Annotated in this window: 16 protein-coding genes; 5 read left to right on the forward strand and 11 right to left on the reverse strand. The window is 63.8% G+C overall.

From position 1 onward, the window contains the following. Positions 1-45: 45 nt before the first annotated feature. From ACQ4WR_RS22355 to ACQ4WR_RS22365, 3 genes are all read left to right on the forward strand, one after another. Entirely contained in the window at positions 46-1,140 is a 1,095-nt protein-coding gene (locus ACQ4WR_RS22355; RefSeq protein ID WP_436489989.1) for an AraC family transcriptional regulator, read from the forward strand. Between the two features lie 92 nt (positions 1,141-1,232). Beyond that, positions 1,233-2,015, forward strand: a complete 783-nt coding sequence (locus ACQ4WR_RS22360; protein WP_102293977.1) for a 3-hydroxybutyrate dehydrogenase — start codon at positions 1,233-1,235, stop codon at positions 2,013-2,015. A gap of 169 nt (positions 2,016-2,184) precedes the next feature. Beyond that, positions 2,185-3,033, forward strand: coding sequence for a DUF2071 domain-containing protein (locus ACQ4WR_RS22365; protein ID WP_436489990.1), 849 nt, complete (start codon positions 2,185-2,187; stop codon positions 3,031-3,033). On the opposite strand, the gene ACQ4WR_RS22370 is transcribed toward ACQ4WR_RS22365, so the two are convergent. The 3 genes from ACQ4WR_RS22370 to ACQ4WR_RS22380 all read right to left on the reverse strand — a co-directional run bounded on the left by ACQ4WR_RS22370 (position 3,005) and on the right by ACQ4WR_RS22380 (position 5,909). Next, positions 3,005-4,645: a methyl-accepting chemotaxis protein gene (locus ACQ4WR_RS22370; protein ID WP_436489991.1), complete on the reverse strand. Its 1,641-nt coding sequence runs from the start codon at positions 4,643-4,645 to the stop codon at positions 3,005-3,007. The genes ACQ4WR_RS22365 and ACQ4WR_RS22370 overlap by 29 nt on opposite strands. 246 nt (positions 4,646-4,891) lie before the next feature. After that, entirely contained in the window at positions 4,892-5,482 is a 591-nt protein-coding gene (locus ACQ4WR_RS22375; protein WP_436489993.1) for a hypothetical protein, read from the reverse strand. Between the two features lie 73 nt (positions 5,483-5,555). Beyond that, a complete protein-coding gene (locus tag ACQ4WR_RS22380) occupies positions 5,556-5,909 on the reverse strand; it encodes a winged helix-turn-helix transcriptional regulator (RefSeq protein WP_436489995.1) in 354 nt (117 codons plus the stop codon). 115 nt (positions 5,910-6,024) lie between these two features. Between ACQ4WR_RS22380 and ACQ4WR_RS22385 the strand changes: the two genes are divergently transcribed. Both ACQ4WR_RS22385 and ACQ4WR_RS22390 read left to right on the forward strand, forming a co-directional pair. Then, on the forward strand, positions 6,025-6,732 hold the full coding sequence (locus ACQ4WR_RS22385) for a glutathione S-transferase family protein (RefSeq protein WP_436489997.1): 708 nt from the start codon (positions 6,025-6,027) through the stop codon (positions 6,730-6,732). 117 nt (positions 6,733-6,849) lie between these two features. Continuing rightward, positions 6,850-8,934, forward strand: a complete 2,085-nt coding sequence (locus ACQ4WR_RS22390) for a S9 family peptidase (RefSeq protein WP_436489998.1) — start codon at positions 6,850-6,852, stop codon at positions 8,932-8,934. 163 nt (positions 8,935-9,097) lie between these two features. Here the strand turns inward: ACQ4WR_RS22390 and ACQ4WR_RS22395 are convergent, their stop codons facing one another. The 8 genes from ACQ4WR_RS22395 to ACQ4WR_RS22430 form a co-directional block, all read right to left on the reverse strand. Continuing rightward, entirely contained in the window at positions 9,098-11,149 is a 2,052-nt protein-coding gene (locus ACQ4WR_RS22395) for an esterase-like activity of phytase family protein (protein ID WP_436490000.1), read from the reverse strand. Between the two features lie 101 nt (positions 11,150-11,250). Next, positions 11,251-12,207, reverse strand: a complete 957-nt coding sequence (locus ACQ4WR_RS22400) for a helix-turn-helix domain-containing protein (protein WP_102293985.1) — start codon at positions 12,205-12,207, stop codon at positions 11,251-11,253. Positions 12,208-12,264: 57 nt separating this feature from the next. Further along, entirely contained in the window at positions 12,265-13,182 is a 918-nt protein-coding gene (locus ACQ4WR_RS22405) for a helix-turn-helix domain-containing protein (RefSeq protein WP_436490001.1), read from the reverse strand. 14 nt (positions 13,183-13,196) lie between these two features. Further along, the gene (locus ACQ4WR_RS22410) at positions 13,197-14,672 is read right to left on the reverse strand and encodes a mannitol dehydrogenase family protein (RefSeq protein WP_436490002.1); all 1,476 of its coding nucleotides are present in this window, start codon (positions 14,670-14,672) and stop codon (positions 13,197-13,199) included. Next, entirely contained in the window at positions 14,672-15,721 is a 1,050-nt protein-coding gene (locus tag ACQ4WR_RS22415; protein ID WP_436490004.1) for an ABC transporter ATP-binding protein, read from the reverse strand. The genes ACQ4WR_RS22410 and ACQ4WR_RS22415 overlap by 1 nt, the downstream gene beginning before the upstream one ends. A 147-nt stretch (positions 15,722-15,868) precedes the next feature. After that, a complete protein-coding gene (locus ACQ4WR_RS22420) occupies positions 15,869-16,687 on the reverse strand; it encodes a carbohydrate ABC transporter permease (protein ID WP_071324500.1) in 819 nt (272 codons plus the stop codon). Positions 16,688-16,697: 10 nt separating this feature from the next. Continuing rightward, on the reverse strand, positions 16,698-17,558 hold the full coding sequence (locus tag ACQ4WR_RS22425; RefSeq protein WP_102293988.1) for a carbohydrate ABC transporter permease: 861 nt from the start codon (positions 17,556-17,558) through the stop codon (positions 16,698-16,700). A gap of 217 nt (positions 17,559-17,775) precedes the next feature. After that, positions 17,776-19,086 carry an ABC transporter substrate-binding protein gene (locus ACQ4WR_RS22430; protein WP_102293989.1) on the reverse strand — a complete coding sequence of 437 codons (1,311 nt, stop codon included), beginning with the start codon at positions 19,084-19,086 and terminating at the stop codon, positions 17,776-17,778. Positions 19,087-19,313: the final 227 nt, after the last annotated feature.

Raw genomic sequence — 19,313 nt, forward strand, 5'->3', positions numbered from 1 at the left:
CAGACCACGGGTATTGGTTTTTCATGACAATCGTATTGTTCCATCATGCCAGGCACTGACGGCCGCCACGCGGAAGGCCGGGTGGCCATCGCCTATCTGCAGCCGCTGCTGGAAGCGGCCAGCGCGCATGGCATCGCCTGCGCTACCCTGGCGCAGGCGGCGGGCGTGCCGCCGCACAGCCTGGAAGCGCCGGCGGCCACCCTGGCCGCGCGCGATTACGTGCGCCTGCTCGACGCGGGCGCGCGGCTGGCGGGCGACGCGCATTTCGGCCTGCACGTGGGCCAGCGCGCACGCATGGGCACCTACAGCGCGTATGGCTTGATTTTGCTCAGTTGCAAGGATTTTGGCCAGGCGCTGGAACAGACGGCCCGCTATGAACGGCTGGCGCACGACCTGGGCCGCTCAACCCTGCAGCGCGACGGCGCCATCGCGCATTACCGCTGGACCAGCAACTTCCCGGGCGCCAGCCGCCACCTGGTCGACAGCGTCTTTGCCGGTGTCAAGGTGTGCGGCGACTGGCTGGCAGGCATGCCGCTGCCGCCGGCCCAGCTGGCGTTCAGCCACGATGGCGGCGGAGAGCTGCTGCGCCACGCGGCGCACCGCGACGAATATGTGCGCGTACTGGGCAGCCTGCCGGCCTTCAACGCGGGCGCCAACGCGGCCACGTTTGATGCGCGCCTGCTGGACTGGCCCGTGCCCAACGCCGACGTCAGCCTGTACCCGGTGCTGTGCAGGCATGCGGAACAGCTGCTGGCGCAGCGCCATGGCGAAGTGCACGCCGATGGCGCGCGCGGCATCGAAGCGCAAGTGCGCTCGGCCATCGTGGCCGGCCTGCGCCACGGTGCGGCCAAGCTGGCCACCATCGCCGCCGCCCTGGCCGTCACGCCGCGCACCCTGCAGCGCAAGCTGGCCGACGCCGGCACCAGTTTCCAGGCCGTGCTGGACCAGGTCCGCTTTGGCCTGGCGCGCGACTACCTGCGCCAGCCGGAGCTGTCGCTGGTCGACATTGCCTTCCTGCTCGGCTACCAGGAGCAAAGCGCGTTCAACCATGCGTTCCGCACCTGGGCCGGCACCAATCCCGGCGCCTGGCGCCTGCAGCAAATGCTTGAGCGGCGGCTTGACGGCCAGCAAGTTCCCTAGGCGCGCGCGGGGCATGCACGGCGCGTTTTCTGGCTATACTGGCATAGTCAGGTTTTCCATGATCACTCCAACCCGCAATGCAAAGGATTAATATGCAACTCAAAGACAAAGTCGCACTGATTACCGGCGCCGCCAGTGGTATCGGCAAGGAAATGGCTATTGAATACGCAAAACAAGGCGCCAAGGTCGTCATCGCCGACCTGGCCCTGGAAGCGGCCAGCAAGACGGCCGAGGAAATCAAGCAGTCGGGCGGCCAGGCGTTTGCCGTCGCCATGGATGTCTCCAGCGAAGCGCAAGTCGACAAGGGCGTGGCGGATGCGGCGGCCCACTTCGGCGGCATCGATATCCTGATCAGCAACGCGGGCATCCAGATCATCAGCCCCGTCGTCGACTATCCGTTCGATCAATGGAAAAAGATGCTGGCCATTCACATGGACGGCGCCTTCCTCACCACGCGCGCCTGCATGCGCGAAATGATCAAGGCGGGCCGCGGCGGCGCCATCATCTACATGGGTTCCGTGCACTCGCACGAAGGCTCGCCGTTCAAGAGCGCCTACGTGGCCGCCAAGCACGGCTTGCTGGGCCTGGCCAAGGTGGTGGCCAAGGAAGGCGCAAAGGACGGCATCCGCGCCAACGTCATCTGCCCCGGCTTCGTGCGCACGCCGCTGGTCGACAAGCAAATCCCCGAACAGGCGGCCCAGCTGAACATCAGCGAGGAAGACGTCATCAAGAAAGTCATGCTGAAAGACACCATCGACGGCGAATTCACCACCACGCAGGACGTGGCGCAAACGGCCGTGTTCCTGGCGGCGTTCCCGTCGACGGCCCTGAGCGGCCAGTCGATCGTCGTCAGCCACGGCTGGCACATGCAATAATAGTCACGCCCGCCCACATCGGCTGCGCGGCACCCTGTGCGGCCTGCGATGCCCGCTGTGCTCCAGCACAGCTGCGCGTCCCGGCCACACGTCGCTGCCGCTCGCGATGATGTGGACGGACGTTGCAGCGTAGGCTATCTCCTCCGTTCCATTTCCGAAAGCTTTTCCATTGCACGACAACACTTACCGCCACCCGCGCGCGGGCTGGCCGGGGCGGCTCTTTGCCGCGCTCGCCAACTGCACGCGCCTTGCCAACGTGCGCCAGGCCATCCTGTCCCGCCTGCCCTTCCTGACCCTGCATAGCGACGTGCGCGATGTCGTGTACGTGAGCTGGCTGGTGGACGCCGCTGCCGCGCAGCGCTTGCTGCCGCCCGGCGTGGTTCTGTGGCAGCGCGATGGCAAGACCCCATTCACGGTGCTGACCTACCGCCACGGGCATTTCGGCCCGGCCCTGCCGGGTCCGCTGCGCCGGCTGCTGCCGTCTCCGCTGCAAAGCAACTGGCGCTTGTATCTGCACCACACGCCGCCAGGCGCGCCCGCCGTGCCCTGCGTGTATTTTTTGAAAAATATCATGGACAGCTTGCCGCACGCGCTGGGCACGCGCCTGTTCAGCGATATCCTGCCGACACACGTGGCCGCCGGCATGACGCTGGACGTATCCGCCACGCAGGCACGCTGCGCGATTGCACCCGGCGCCGGCAGCGCGCCATCGCTGGACGTGCAGGCGGACATCGTTGCGGAACAGGTCCTCGATGCGGATTGGCAAGCGCTCTTCGGCAACTGGCGCGACGCCGTCGCATTCCTCGCCTGCCAGGATGCGGCCATCGCCCACGTGCCGCGCAACGGCAAGCTGGTCTTCGGCGAGATCGACCTGCCCGTCAACCTGGATCAGGTGCAAGCGCTGGCAGCGCCGCACGCGCAGTGCGGCTTGCTGGCGCAATTGCCGCCCCAGTCCACGCCGTTCGCCTTTCTCGTACCCGGGGTCGCCTTCAAGGCGCTGTCAGAGCGCCTGCTGTAGCACGGCGGCGCTCGGCCAGCCGCACAGGCACAGGGCCGCCGCGCCGCCGTTCCAGCTTGAACAGGGCCATCGCCTGCTCCAGCTGCAAGGTCTGGTCTTGCAGCGAGGCGGAAGCGGCAGCCGATTCCTCCACCAGCGCCGCATTCTGCTGCGTCACTTCATCCATCTGCGTGACGGCCATATTCACTTGACCGATGCCGTGGCTTTGCTCGCGCGAAGCTGAAGCGATCTCTTCCATGATGCCGTGCACGCCCTGCACGGCGCCCAGCATTTCCGCGCTGCTGGCGCCCGCCTGCTCCGCCAGCTTCGCGCCCGCCTGCACCTGCGCCAGCGACGCCGTGATCAACTGCTTGATTTCCGTGGCGGCCGAGGCGCTGCGCTGGGCCAGGCTGCGCACTTCGCCCGCCACCACGGCAAAGCCGCGGCCCTGGTCGCCCGCGCGCGCCGCTTCGACGGCCGCGTTCAAGGCAAGGATATTCGTCTGGAAGGCGATGCCTTCGATGATGCCCGTGATGTCGCCGATCTTCTTCGATGAGGCGTTAATTTCCGCCATCATCGTGACCACCTGGCCGACGATCTCGCCGCCGCGCCCGGCCAGGCCGTGCACCTTGCCCGCCATGTCGCTGGCCTGTATGGCATTGCCGCTGTTTTGCTGCACCGTCGCGGCCAGCTGCTCCATGCTCGACGCCGTCTGCTGCAGGGCCGAAGCCTGCGCTTCCGTGCGGCCCGACAAGTCCATATTGCCGGCGGCAATTTCCTGGCTGGCCGTGCTGATGCGCAGGAAGTTGCCGCGCACGTCGCCAACGATGGAATGCAGATTCACGCGCAGCTGGCGCAGGGAGCGCAGCAGCTGGCCCATCTCGTCGCGCCGCGTCGTATCGAGTTCGCCCGTCAGGTCGCCGCCCGCCATCACGTCGCAGGCCTGGCGCGCCTGGCGCAGCGGCTGCAGCACGGCGCGGTGCAGGCTGTACCAGAAATACAGGGTGGTCAGCACGGCCAGCACGGACAGGCCCGTCAGCCAGCCGTGAGCGGCGGTCGGCAGCACGCCCGCGTTCCACGCCAGCTGCAGCAACAACACCAGGGTCAGCAAACCCAGGTTCCAGCCGATGCGCTTGGCCAGCGCCAGGTCGCGCAGCGCCGCGACACGCGCCAGCCAGCCCGTGCGCACGGCCGCGCCCTGGCTGATGACGACGCCATCTGCCTGCCCCGCCTTGATGCGCGCGTACAGGGCGGACGCCTGCGCCACCTGCTGGCGCGTGGGTTTGGTGCGCACGGACATGTAGCCGACGGCCACGCCATCTTCCACCACGGGCGTGACGTTCGCCAGCACCCAGTAGTAATCGCCATTCTTGCAGCGGTTCTTCACCATGCCGCTCCACGAGCGGCCCGAGCGGATGGTGGCCCAGAAATCGGCGAACGCTTCGACCGGCATGTCCGGGTGGCGCAGGATATTTTGCGGCGCGCCGATCAGTTCCTCCGCGCTATAGCCGCTGACGGCGATGAAATATGGATTCGCATATGTGATATTGCCTTGCAAGTCGGTAGTCGAGACAATGGTCTCGGTATCGCTCAGATTGATCTCGGTATCGCTGACGGGAAGATTAAGTCGCATGGTCGGATCCTTGGCTGTCGCCCTTGCGGGCACGGGGAAGCGGGCAAATGCCGGACGGCGGGAAGCCGGCGGCAGCCTGCACCGTTACATTAATTTTAATATTGAATTATTAATTTATATGGGCAATTTTTACGGGCGAAATTGCCTTGCGAATCTGCAAATATTGCAGAGGCCGTGTGGCCGCGGGAAGGTGGTGAACGCAGCGCCGGGACAGCGTGGCTGTCCCGGCGAGAAACACGTCAGGGTTTAGCGGGGCACGTAGCGCCAGCCGCCGTTCTCGAGCATGAAGCTCAGTTCCGTCTTGATGCCGTCCGGGCGGCTCGGCACGCTCAGTTCCGTATCGCATGCCAGGTAGCCCGTCTTGCGCTTGACGTCGCACTCGTTGATGGCTTTCACCTGCATGGTGGACTGCGCTTCCTGCATCTGCACGTCCTTGGCCGCTTCCGGGTCGCGCGCCACTTCTTCCTTGGCCCACGCGCGTATCATCGCTTGCGCCTCGGCTGGCGACGGTCCCGCGAATTTGGCGTGCTTGCGCTCGACGCCGACCCAGGTACCGTTCTCGTTACGCAGCGGCAGCACGGTAAAACCGTCGCGCATGCCGGCGCTCATGCTCACCAGGCATACCACCTCGCCCGCCACTTCCTGCGAATCCTGGCAGCCGGCCAGGCTGGTGACCTTGATGGCGAACGGCATCGGCGATTGGGTCTTCGCCTGAGTCTTGGCCACGCCCGCCTGCACGGCGGCGTGGATTTGTTCGAGCGTCGGCATGGTAGCGGCATGCGCAGGCAAGGTGGCGAACAGGACGGAGGCGGACAGGGCGAGGGAAGTCAGGCGCATGGCAAGTAAGGGCAGTGATCAAAGGTCGGCAGTCTAGCACTTTACATAAAAACAGTTGTTTCTGTAGAGACATCTAGCCGGCATCGGGCGCGAGAAAGGCGCCACCCGCGTCCGCCTGACCCCGCAGGCGCAAGCCGATGGCCCGCAGCATCTCGACCAGTTCGCGCAGGCGCAGCCCCTCGTCCGTCAGCCGGTATTCGACCTTCACGGGCACTTGCGCGTAGACGGTGCGCGTGAGCAAGCCCGCGTCTTCCAGCGCACGCAGGTCCAGGGTCAGCATGCGCTGCGAAATGTTCGGCACGGCGCGGCGGATTTCGCTGAAACGCTTCGGCTCCGCCATCAGGTAGCTGAGCAGCACGACTCTCCAGCGCCCGCCCAGCAGGCGCATGGCTTCTTCCACGGCACAGCCGGAGACATTGTCTTTCATGGTACGCCTTCGACATGGTATAAAAAATGTACCTATACCACATTATTCTGCCTTCTTCCAAATAGTAACCATAGCGGCTAGACTGCCCTTCCCTCAGCTCATACGGAAGTCCAGCATGGAAACCACCCTGATCTACAGCGTGCCCTTCGGCTGCTCGTTTGCCGCCATCGCCGCCCTCGAATGGAGCGGCTTGCCGTTTCACCTGGCACGCGTGGAAGCGCGCGACCCGGCCAGCAAGCAGCATCCGGCCTTTCTCGCCATCAATCCCCTGAGCCAGACGCCGGCCCTGCTCACGCACACGGGCGCGCCGCTGCTGGAAAGCATGGCGATCCTGCTGCATATCGCGGCCCGCACGCCAGGCAGCAGCCTGGGTTTCATGCAGGGCACGCCCGAATACGACCGCCTGAACAGCGTCCTGTCGTTCCTGCACACGAGCTTTCACGCGGCCTTCATGCCCGCCTTCCAGGCCGCGCGCGCGGCGGACAACGATGCACGCGCCGCCGTCTGGCGCGAGATGGCCATCGAGAAGGTAAATAAATGCCTGGCGCACCTGGAGCGCCTGCTGATGGGACGCGCCTGGCTGGCCTCGGACACGGCGCCGGGCATCGCCGACGCTTACCTGGCGGCCACGGCGCGCTGGGCCGAACCGCTGCAGCTGGCGCAGCTTCGCGACTATCCCGACGTGGCGCGCCTGCTGGCGGCACTGGAACAGGACCCCGGCATCCGCTTCGCCCACGCCATCGAAAACGGCTTGCCTGCGGCCAGCCAGGGCGGCTTCCGCGGCCACGTGGCGCTCGACCAACTGGCAGTGCCGGCAGGCTAACCGGCGGTCAACTCCCGCAGCAGCCCCATCTTTATTGCTATGATGTCGGCCTGCCGGCGGTACAGCCGGCCACGTTCATACCACATCGACAACGTCGCAATAACATTGGGAGTTTGAATGAGTTTACGTCTGCTGCTCTTGGGAGCATTCAGTGCCGCCATGGCCACCACTGCCGCCGTGCCGGCATTGGCCGCGCCGCGCGGTTTCACCGTCGAAGACATGGTTGCCATGGAGCGCGTGGGCAGCCCCGTGCTGTCGCCGGACGCCACGCGCGTCGTCTACACGGTGCGCACCACCAACCTGGATAAAAACCGCGGCAACACGCAGCTGTGGATGATCGACCTGCGCGCGCCGAACGCGGCGCCACGCCAGCTCACGCGCGGCGATGCCAGCGCCAGCGACCCGCAATGGTCGCCGAACGGCGACGCCATCTACTTCCTGTCCGGCCGTTCCGGTTCCTCGCAAGTGTGGCAGCTGCCCCTGAACGGCGGCGAAGCGGCCAAGGTCACCGACCTGGCGCTGGACGTCGACACCTACCGTCTGTCGCCGCAGGGCGACCGCCTGGCCTTCAGCATGGGCGTCTTCCTCGATTGCGCGGACATCGCCTGCACGAAGAAGCGCCTCGATGAAAAAGCCAGGAACAAGGCCACCGGCATGGTCTACGATGAGATGTTCGTGCGCCACTGGGATACCTGGGCCGACGGCCGCCGCAATGCGCTGTACTCGGCGCCCATCGACGCCACCGGCAAGGTCAGCGCCACACCCGTCAGCCTGAGCGGCACCCTGAATGGCGATGCGCCATCGAAGCCGTTCGGCGACAACAGCGAATACAACTTCAGCCCGGACGGCAAGAGCGTGGCCTTTTCCGTGCGCGTGGCCGGCCGCACGGAATCGTGGTCGACCAACTTCGACGTCTACACGATACCCGCCACCGGTGGCCAGGCGCCGCGCAATCTGACCAGCGACAATCCCGCCTGGGATGCGAAAGCGACCTACTCGCCGGACGGCCGCACCCTGGCCTATGTCGCCATGACCCGCCCCGGCTTCGAGGCGGACCGTTTCCACCTGGTGCTGATGGATGTCGCCACCGGCAAGAAGCGCACCGTCGCCGATGACTGGGACCGTTCCGTGTCCGACTTCCGCTGGACGCCGGACGGCAAGGCCTTCCTGGTGACGGCCGACGACGTGGGCCAGCACCGCTTGTTCAACATCGACGCGGCCAGCGGCAAGGTCACCGCCCTGACGGGCAAGGGCGCCGTGGCTGGATTCGACGTGCGCGGCAACACCATCGTGCTGGCGCAAGCGAGCCTGACGTCGGGCGCGCAGCTGTACACGCGCAAGCTCGACGCCAGGTCGGAAACGGCGCCGATGGTGCAGCTGACGAAACAGAATGCAGCGGCCCTGGCTGACGTGCGTTTCGGCGAGTACGAGCAGTTCTCGTTTGCCGGCGCCGATGGCGCCACCGTGTATGGCCACGTGATGAAGCCATGGAATGCCAAGGCCGGCGAAAAGTATCCGATCGCCTTTTTAGTCCACGGCGGCCCGCAAGGCAGCTTCGGCAACAGCTGGAGTTACCGCTGGAATCCGCAGGTGTATGCGGGCGCCGGCTACGCCACCGTCTTCATCGACTTCCATGGTTCGACCGGCTATGGCCAGAAGTTCACGGACTCCATCAGCGGCGACTGGGGCGGCAAGCCGCTGGTCGACCTGCAAAAAGGCCTGGAAGCGGCCACCAAGAAGTTCGCCTGGCTGGACCGCGAACGCAGCTGCGCGCTGGGTGCCTCCTACGGCGGCTACATGATGAACTGGATCGCCGGCAACTGGCCGGACGGCTTCAAGTGCCTGGTCAACCACGATGGCGTGTTCGACAACCGCGGCATGGCTTACGCGACGGAAGAACTGTGGTTCACCGAGTGGGAAAACGGCGGCACCTACTACGACGCGCCGGCCAAGTACGAACAGTTCAATCCCGTGAACTACGTGAAGAACTGGAAGACGCCAATGCTGGTGGTCCAGGGCGACCTCGATTTCCGCATCCCGACCACGCAAGGCCTGGGCACCTTCACGGCGCTGCAGCGCCAGGGCATCCCGAGCAAGCTGCTGGTCTTCCCGGACGAGAACCACTGGGTGCTGAAGCCAGCCAATTCGCTGCTGTGGCATCACACCGTTTTGGATTGGTTGAATACCTACACGAAGAAGTAAGCGGATACATGTCGGATTACGGCCTTCGGCCTCGGCGGCCCCGCCTAATCCGACCTACGTAAAAAAGCCGCGCGGTGCATTTCTGCACCGCGCGGCTTTTTGTCATGTAGGTCGGATTAGCGCCGCACAGCGGCGCGTAATCCGACATCACCACTACCCTCGCTCAATACGTATTAAGCGCCTTGGCAAACTTCACGATCCACAAGCGGCTAGGACGCTCGCGGTCGTCGCCGCGCGCCACGCGGATGGTGTTGGCAGCGTTGCAGCCGGCCGCGCTGCTGGTAACGATGGCGCCGTTCGCGTCGACCGTGCACTTGGTCACGTCGGCATCCTTCACTTCCACGCCAGCGGCGTCATACACCTTGGTTTTCAGGCCGAAGTCATTGTCGTTGGCCAGCGCGATGGTGGACTCGTCGATCAGGGTCAGGCCTTCGGCCTTTTCCGCCGCCCAGCCGATGGCGTTCAAGTCCAGCAGCAGGGTTTTCTTCAGCGGCGTGACGGCGGCCCAGTCGGCGCCGTTGACGGCCACGCCGCCCATGCTGCTTTTTTCCAGGTCCGAGGTGGTGGCGTTGAAGGCGGCGGCCGCGATATCCGTGGCGGACTTCAGTTCCACCAGCATCAGCTTGTTGAACACCTTGCCCGATGGCGCGGCGCCCTGCTCGATGACGAGGAACTTGCCGCCGCCCAGCGCTACCATGTCGCCCAGCTTGGCATTGCCCGTGCGGCCATCCTGGTAGTCGGCCGCGTCCAGCGGATACGCATACATCTTGCCGCTCGTGCCTGTCGTTGGGTCAAATTCGATCCAGCGCGTGAAGCGGGCGAAGCGCTCTACCTGCTCGGCCTTCTTGGTGACCGAATACATGGCCGTGCCATCGCTCAGGGGGCTTTGCAAAAAGGCGTACAGCTTGTCGTTGCTGGCGTCCAGCGTCATGCCTTCCATGCCGCGGTTGGCGCGGCGCTTGGCGAACAGCGCCGGCAAGCCCTTGCCCGGTTCGTACTTGGCCTGGATGATGCCGGTGGCCGCATCGATCTTGACAATGAAAGGACCGTATTCATCGGAGACCCACAGCGCATTGCGCTTGGCGTCAACGACGATGGCTTCCGAATCGAGGCCGCCCGCATTGAAGACAGCCTTGCCAGCGGCGTCGAACTTCATCGCATCCATGACGGGAATCTCGGCCGAATTGCCGACCGCGCCCACGGGCACGGGCAAGCCCGAACTGCTGACGGTGGCCGACACCTTGATCGGCGTCGACGAGGCCAGCACGGCGCCGCCCTTGCCCACGGTGATCACGCCGAACGATGGCGTAAAGCTCGGTGATGGAAAAATCTTGCTGCCGATCGTGCCCTTGCCCGCCGGGTCGGGCACCAGCGGGCCGTCGCCGTTCGGGCCGCGGTCCGTCAGACCATAGAATTCCAGGTCGCCCGCCGCGTTCTTGCCCTTGTAGGCCAGGCCCGAGCCGTACGACGGCAGGAAGCCGTTCGGGAATTCGCCCTTGATTTTCGCGTTCGCGCCTTCGTACGGCACGTAGAATTTATCGGCCGCCTGGATCTGGTAGCGCGTCACGGTGACTTTCACTTCGCCCACCGGGTTGGCCTGCGTCAGCGCTTCGTTGACGGGCGCGCCGATTTTCGACGCCAGCGTGTCTTCGAAATGTTCGCGCGCCAGGGCGCGGCGCTCCGCATCGACCGTGCGGCCGGCGAATTTACCGCCCAGCGCCGCCAGATGCGCGGCCAGCGCCGTATTGAAGGTGGCCGGAGCCGCATTGAAGTCCAGGGTCTTGCCGGCCAGCGCTGCCTTGACTTCGGCCGTGAGCTTGATGCCGTTCGACGGGTCGCTGTCGTCGTCGAGCAGTTGCAGCGCCAGCAGGCGGTTGACGACCTTGTCGTCCTGCACATTGGCCGTGGCGGCCAGCGCCAGCGGCGTGATCAGGGTGCCGCACTGCGAAGTGCCCAGCGCCAGCCCGCCCACGCTGAAGGTCAGCGTATCGCCTGGCGCGCAGGTGAATTCGCCCTTGGCATTGGTGCTGGCCTTGGCCGCGCTGCCCGCCACGTAATCGAGGCCTTCCACCGCGCCGTCGAGGAACACGCCCGTCAGTGCCACCGGCTTGGCCGGTTCATCATGGCTGTCGCTGCCGCCGCAGGCGGCCAGGGCCAGTCCGGCGGCGATGGCAAGTACGGACAATTTCGGGATCGGTTTCAAGACACGGTTCATCAGCTTCCTCGGGTTTGGGATGGTCAAATGCGAGGAGTGTATCTGGCAAAAGTGACAAGCGCGTTACAGTTTAACAAGTAGTTTCAAATAAGCAACATAGATCAAGTCGTTGAAAAATGTGTTGCTGAGGCAACATCCAGGCGTTCCGGGCCGCCGATGCCGCCGAAACGGCCATCGGCCTGGCGCCGGAATTCCTTCGGCGTGACGCCCTTCACCTGCAGGAAGCGGCGGTTGAAATTGGCCACGTTCTGGAAGCCCACGTCATAGCAGACGTTCGACACGTATTGATCCGTGTCCATCAGCAGCTGGCACGCCTTGTTGATGCGCAGGCGGCTGATGAAGTCCGTAAAACTGTTGCCCGTCGCCTTGCGGAAGAAGCGCGAGAATTTACTCAGCGACATGCCCACCTGCTCGGCCAGCATTTCCGCCGAAATCGGTTCGCGGTAATTCTCCGTGATGTAGTTGAGGACGGAATTGACCTTGGCCAGGGTGGCGTCATCGTCGTAGGAACGCAGGGACGCGCTCGACAGCAGGCGGTAGTTGGCCGTGCGCGCGAGTTTGCTCATCAGCTGCACAAATGCGGCGAAGCGTTCGGCGCCATGCGTGGCGCGGATGCGCGCCAGGTGCTGCTCCGCCTCGGCCCCCATGCCGAAAAACTCCACGCCATAGCTGGAACGCTCGAGCAGCGGCAGCAGTTCGCGCAATTCCGGGATGACGCGCGCGGCGCCGGCCAGCGGCGCGTGGGCGAATTGCACGATCATGTCGCGCAGGGCCACGCCGCCTTCCGGCATGACGTTCGAGATCCAGTTGTGCGGCAGGCGCGGTCCTGTCAGCACCAGGTGGCCGGGCGAGAATTCGCCGATGTAGTCGCCGACGAACAGCCGCCCGCTGGTGGCGACAATCAGGTGCAGCTCGTATTCCTCGTGGCAGTGCCAGCGCACGCGCGAGCTGGGATAGCCGTGTTCCAGGTAATTGATGATGCCGTCGTAGCTTTCGCGTTCCAGCTCGGGCGCCTTGCGCTCGCTGTCACGGTAGCCGTTCTGCCATGTGTGTTCCATGTTCGTCTCTTTGCAGGCTGTCTCCCGCCTTTGCCGTCCAATGTACCCCAATTTCCCTTATTCGCCAAAGCGGCCCAGCGCCTGCTGGCGGAACTCCTTCGGCGTCATGCCTTTCAGTTCCAGGAAGCGCCGGTTGAAATTGGCCACGTTATTAAAACCCGCCTCGTAGCAGATGTTGCTCACATACCTCTCCGTCTCCATCAACAGCTGGCACGCCTTGTTGATGCGCAGGCGGTTGACGAAATCCGTGAAGCTGTTGCCGGTGGCGCTGCGGAAAAAGCGCGAAAAGGTCCGCTCCGGCATGTCCACCTGCTCGGCCAGCTGTTTCAGCGAGAACTGGCTGCTGTAATTGTGCACAATGAAGTTGATGGCTGAACTGATGCGCGCCAGGGCCACGTCGTCGTCGCTCGACTGCATGGGCACCGTCGACAGCAGCTGGTAGTCGCTGGTCTGCGCCAGCTCGCCCAGCAAGGTCAGGAACTCGATGAAGCGCGGCAGGCCGTTGTTGTCGCGGATGCGCTGGAAGCGACGCAGCGACTGTTCGCTGACGCCGAAAAATTCCACGCCGTGCAAGGCGCGCTGCAGCAGCGGGAAAATGCCTTTCAATTCCGGGATGACGGCCGCCATCGAGGCCAGCGGCGGATGCGAAAACTGGATCACCATGTCGCGCAGCGCCACGCCTTCGGGCGGCGTGTCGAGCGAGACCCAGTTGTGCGGCACGCGCGGCCCTGTCAGCACCAGATGGCCGGGCGTGAACTGGCCGATATAGTCGCCGACAAACACCTTGCCGCTGCTCTCGACGATCAGGTGCAGCTCGTACTCGTCGTGGTAATGCCAGCGTACCAGCGAATTCGGAAAGCCGTGCTCCAGGTAGCGGATGAAGCCGAAACTGCCTTTCGGCTCGAAACCGGGCGTGGCGTCGCGCTGCTGTTCCAGCTCCATCTGCGGTTGTGGATATTCGGCCTTGCGTTGCATGGCGCCCTCCCCTGTCAGGCCACGCGCTGTTCGAGCGCCGCGCGCGCACCCAGTCCATACAGGCTGGCCAGCGCCTCGCCCACCGCCTGCGTGAATGCGGGCGCGTCGCTCAGGTCGCCGAACAGCTCGCGCAGAGACAGCAGCGCCGTGGCATCGGCGCCGCCCTGCAGCGCCAGCGCGCGCAGGCGCGCCGCGTACGGATCGTTCAGCGGCATGTCGCGCCCCTGCTCGTCGTGACCTTCCAGGTAGCGGAACCAGCACGCCACCGTGAAGGCCAGCAGCTTGATGGCGCCGCCCTGGGCCAGCGCTTCGCGCACGGAGGGCAGCACGAATTTCGGGATGCGCGCGGAACCCTCGGTGCCGATGCGCGCCAGCTGGTCGCGCACGGCCGGATTCGAAAAGCGCTCAATCAGGGTATCTTTATAGCTGGCCAGGTCGATGCCTTCCACTTCGTCCAGCAGCGGCGTGACCTCGTCATCCATCATGCGCCGCACCAGCGCGCGAATACCGGCGTCGCTCATCGCTTCGTGCGCGTAGGTGTAACCGAGCTGCATGCCGATATAGCACAGGGCCTGGTGGCTGGCGTTGAGCAGGCGCAGCTTCATCTTTTCATATGGCAGCACGTCGTGCGTCATCTGCGCGCCCACTTTTTCCCAGGCCGGCCGGCCCTGCGGGAATTCATCCTCGATCACCCATTGGCGGAACGGTTCGCACACGACGGGCCAGGCGTCGACGATGCCGAACGTATCGCGCACCAGCGCCCGGTGTTCATCCGTGGTGGCCGGCGTGATGCGGTCGACCATGCTGTTGGGGAAGCTGCAGTGCGCGGCCAGCCAGCGCGCCAGTTCCAAATCGCGCAGGGCGACAAAGGCCAGCAGCATCTTGCGCGTCACGTCGCCATTGTTTTGCAGGTTATCGCAGGACATGATGGTAAATGGCGGCAAGCCCCGCTGGTGGCGCAGGGCCAGCGCGGCGGCCAGGTAGCCGAACGAGCAGCGCGGTGCGTCGGGATGCGCCAGTTCATGGACGATATCGGGGTGTTGTGCGTCGAATTCGCCCGTGCCCTGGTTCACGTAATAGCCGCCTTCCGTGATGGTCAGCGAAACGATGCGCGTGCCAGGATCGGCCAGTTTTTCCAGCACGGCTTGCGGATCGTCGGGCGCATACAGATAGTCGCCCACGCAGCCGATGACGCGCGCAAAGTCGCCCGCCGCGCTGCGCTCGACCACCGTGTACAAGCCGTCCTGCGAGCGCATGGCGTCGCGCATGGCCGCGTCGTGTGCCAGCAAGCCCACGCCGCAATAACCCCATTCGGCATTCCCCGGCAGGGCCAGCAGATCATCCAGGTACACCGCCTGGTGGGCACGGTAAAAACCGCCCACGCCGATATGCACGATACCGGGCACGAGCGACTCGCGCGCATACGCTGGCACGGCGATGGTGTCCGGCAGCTGCGCCAGGTTTGCCTGTTTCAGTGCGATGGCATCCATTACAGCGCTCCTTTCGCCGCCGCGTAGGTCTTGCCGGCGCGGTCAAAATAATGCACGAAACCCGGTTCGAACGTCAGGTGCGTCTGCTGGCCCGGCTGCAGGCTGCTGCGTTCCGCGCCGCGCGAAACCACCTGCACATTGTTCGGCAGGCGCACATAGGTCAGGGTTTCCACGCCCAAGGATTCCACCAGGTCGACGGTGACGGGCAAGCTGCCCGGCTGCGCCGCGCCCAGGTGCACGTGTTCGGGGCGGATGCCGACAAAACCATCGGCCTGCGCCGCGCTGCCCGCCTGCGCCAGCAACTGCGGCGCCGCGTCGGCAGGCACCACGTTCATGCTGGGCGTGCCGATGAATTGCGCGACAAAACGGTTGGCCGGACGGTCATACAATTCCAGCGGCGAGCCATGCTGCTCGATCTGCCCGTCGCGCAGCACCACCACCCTGTCGGCCAGGGTCATCGCTTCGACCTGATCATGCGTGACATAGATGGTGGTGGCGCCCAGCTCGCGGTGCAGCTTGGCGATCTCGATGCGCGTCTGCACGCGCAGGGCCGCGTCGAGGTTCGACAGCGGCTCGTCGAACAGGAACACTTTCGGGTCGCGCACGATGGCGCGGCCGATGGCCACGCGCTGGCGCTGGCCGCCCGACAGTTCCTTCGGCGTGCGCTCCAGGTATTTGCCCAAATCGAGGATGGCGGCCGCCTTGTCGACTTTCTCGCGGATGATGGCCGGATCGACACCGGCCAGCTTCAGCGCGAACGACATGTTCTGGAACACCGTCATGTGGGGGTACAGCGCATACGACTGGAACACCATCGCCAGGTCGCGCTTGGACGATGGCAGGGCCGTGATGTCGCGCCCGTCGAGCGACAGTTGGCCGCCGTCGATCGGTTCCAGGCCCGCGATCAGGCGCAGCAGGGTCGACTTGCCGCAGCCGGACGGTCCCACGAAGACGACGAACTCGCCCTGCTGGATTTCCAGGTCGATGCCCTTGATGGCGCGGTGCTCGCCAAAGAATTTTTCGATATTGCTCAGTTGAAGGTAAGCCATGATAGTCTCATTTTTAAATTGTATTCGATGCTTTCAGAAACCGTAGCGAGCGGTTCAAGTTCGGTTTGAGTAGCGGAGCTGTGCGGATGCACAGTGAGCAACGGAGAGCCGAAATTGGGGCGCGCAGTAGGTTTATGGAGGCATCATTTACTTGACGGCGCCAAAGGTCATGCCCTGGACCAGTTGCTTTTGGCAGAACCAGCCCAGCGCCATGATGGGCGCGATGGCCATCAGCGACGCGGCCGACAATTTGGCCCAGAACAGGCCTTCCGGGCTGGAATACGAGGCGATGAGCCAGGCCAGGGTGCCCGCGTTGGAGGCGCCCAGGTTCAGCGACCAGAACGATTCATTCCACGACCACACCATGCACACCAGCGCCGTGGAAGCGATGCCGCCCACGGACAGGGGCAGCACGACGTGGCGGAATTCATCCCACACGGTGGCGCCATCCATGCGCGACGCTTCGAGGATTTCGCGCGGCAGCTCCTTCATGCTGGTGTACAGCAGCCAGATCATGATGGGCAGATTCATCAACATGAACATGATGGTCAGGCCGATGCGCGTATCGAGCAGGCCGAAATACTGGTAGCAGATATAGATCGGCATCAGGGCGCCCACGCCGGGCATGTAGCGCGAGCTGAGCATGAACTTCAGCAAGCCGATGGTGCCGCCCGTGGGGAAAAACGCCATCGAATAGGCGGCCGGAATGGCGATCAAGAGGCCGATGGCCGTCGAGACCACGCTGGTAAACAACGAGTTCCACGCGTAGCCGAAGTAATTGTCGCGCGCCAGTACTTCGCGGAAGCTGTCGAGTGTCGGCGTGAAAAACAGCAGCGGCGGCGTGGATATCGCTTGCCCTTCCGTCTTGAAGGCCATCAGGCCCAGCCAGAAGATGGGAAAGAACAGCAGCAGCGCGAACAGCCAGGCGGCGGCCGTGCGGCCGTACAGATTGAGTTTGCTATGCATCAAGGTCTCCTTATTTCGACAAGTTCTTGCCGATGACGCGCATCAGGAAGAAGGCGGCGATGTTGGCGATGAGCACGGCGAACAGGGCGCCGGCCGAGGCCGCTCCAATGTCGTAGGACAGCAGTGCCTGCTGGTAAATCATGAAGGTGATGGTGGTCGTGTCGAAGCCGGGACCGCCGCCCGTGGTGGTAAAGATTTCCGCAAAGATCGACAGCAGAAAGATCATCTCGATCATCAGCACCACCGAGACGGCGCGGCCAAGGTGGGGGATGTAGAGGTAGCGCAGTTGCTGCAGATAGGTGGCGCCATCCATGCGCGCCGCTTCCAGCTGTTCGCGGTCCATCGATTGCAGGGCCGTCATGAAGATCAGGCAGGCAAACGGCAGCCATTGCCACGAGACCATCATGATGATGGAAAACAGCGGATGGGCCGACAGCCAGTCGACGGGCGTGGCGCCAAAAAAGATGCTGATCTGCGCGAACAGGCCGTAGATCGGGTTGAGCAGCATGTTCTTCCACATCAGGGCATTCACGGCCGGCATGACGAGGAAGGGCGAAATCAGGAGCACGCGCACGATGGCGCGGCCCGGGAACGCTTCATTGATCAGCAAGCCCAGCGCCGTACCCAGCACCACGGTGATCAGCATGACGGAAAACAGCAGGGTAAAAGTATTCTGCAATGCCGGCAAAAACGAGGCATCGGTAAAGAAAAAGTGGAAATTGGCCAGGCCATGGAAAGGATGGCCGCTCGGATCGAGCATGGAATAACGCACGAACGAGTAATACAGGGTGATCAGCAGCGGGATCACGGAAATGACGGAGACGGCAAGCACGGCCGGCGTCAGCAAAGTCCGGGGGATAATGCGTTTCATAATGTTCTCTTGGGGCGTGAGGTGAGTGAGTGATCTTGCGCAATAGCAAGGCCAGTCACGTCACCTGTTTTACAAACCAAACGGCACAGCAAAGATGCCTGGCAAAACCGTAGCGAGCGGCAGTGATTTGTGGCCGAGAAGCGCAACCGTACTGTAGTACGGTGAGCATCGCCGGCCGCAAAGCGCGACGCGCAGTAGGTTTGGTCAGGCTATCTTCCTACTTGTAGTACCCACCCTTGCGCATCTCCCGCTCCGCCGTCTGCTGCGACAACTCCAGCGCCTGGTCCACCGTCACCTTGCCCAGCAGTGCTGCCGCCATCTGCTGGCCGGCGGCCACGCCGATGACCTGGAATTCGGGGATGGAGGCGAATTGCACGCCCACGTACGGCGATGGCGGCAAGGTGCTTTGCACGGCGCGCGTGGTGGCCAGGGCCTTGCCCTCGGCGGCGGCGAATTTCGCCGCTTTCTGGAACTCGGGGCTGGCATACGTGGACTTGCGCGTGCCCGTCGGCACGTTGGCCCAGCTGGTTTCCTTGGCCACCAGTTTCACGTAGTCGGGCGAGGTAGCCCAGTTGATGAAGCGTTGCGCTTCGTTCGGATGCTTGGAACTGGCGGGAATCGCCAGCGACCAGATCCACAGCCAGTTGGCGCCCCGCTCCGTCACGCCCACGGGCGACTGGGCGAACGCGACCTTGTCGGCCACCTTGCTTTGCTTGGGATCGGTAATGAAGGAGGCGGCGATCGTCGCGTCGATCCAGATGCCGCACTTGCCCTGGTTAAACAGCGCCAGGTTCTCGTTGAAGCTGTTGGCGGCCGCGCCCGGCGGGCCGTATTTCTTCATCAGGTCGACGTACATATTGACGGCGTCCTTCCACGGCTTGCTGGTGAATTGCGGCTTCCACTGCATGTCGAACAGCTGGCCGCCATACGAATTGGCCATGGTGGTGATGAGCGCCATGTTGTCGCCCCAGCCTGGCTTGCCGCGCAGGCAGATGCCGTACACGCCGTTGGCCGGATCGTGCAGCTTGGCCGCCACGTCGCGCAGTTGGTTCCAGGTGGGACGGTCTTCGATGCTCACGCCCGCTTTTTTGACCAGGTCGCTGCGGTACATGATCATCGAGCTTTCGCCATAGAATGGCGACGCGTACAGCTTGCCGTCGCCGGACAGGCCCTCGCGGATGGCGGGCAGCAAATCGTCGATATCGTACTTGGCGTCCGGCTTGATGGGAATCAGCCAGTTTTTCTTGCCCCAGATGGGCGTTTCATACAGGCCGATGGTCATCACGTCGAACTGGCCGCCCTTGGTGGCAATATCGGTCGTCATGCGCTGGCGCAAGACGCCCTCTTCCAGGGTCACCCACTTGAGCTTGATGTCGGGATTGGCTTGCTCGAAGAACTTGCTGAGCTTTTGCATTTCGATCATGTGGCCGTTATTGACGGTGGCAATGACCAGGTCGGTTGCGGCGAAGGCGGACGAGGCGAAGCAGAAGGCGCCGGCGCACAGCGCGGCAATGGCGGTACGTTTCATTGTGTGTCTCCAGTGTTTTTTGTCGTTGGCAATGCGTGAATACTTAGCACCACGACCACAATGTAGCACCGGAGTTTGATACTTTCTGATACTCCAAAACCGCAATTCAATACTCTTTTGCAAGACCGCTATGCGCGAGAGTATCGACATTGAGTAAAAACAACACTTTGAAAGAAAGTATCGCGACTTGTTCGTTTTGTATCAGGGTGGTTAAAAATGCGCTGCTA

Source organism: Janthinobacterium amylolyticum (assembly GCF_051380655.1).
Classification (GTDB): Bacteria; Pseudomonadota; Gammaproteobacteria; order Burkholderiales; family Burkholderiaceae_D; genus Janthinobacterium.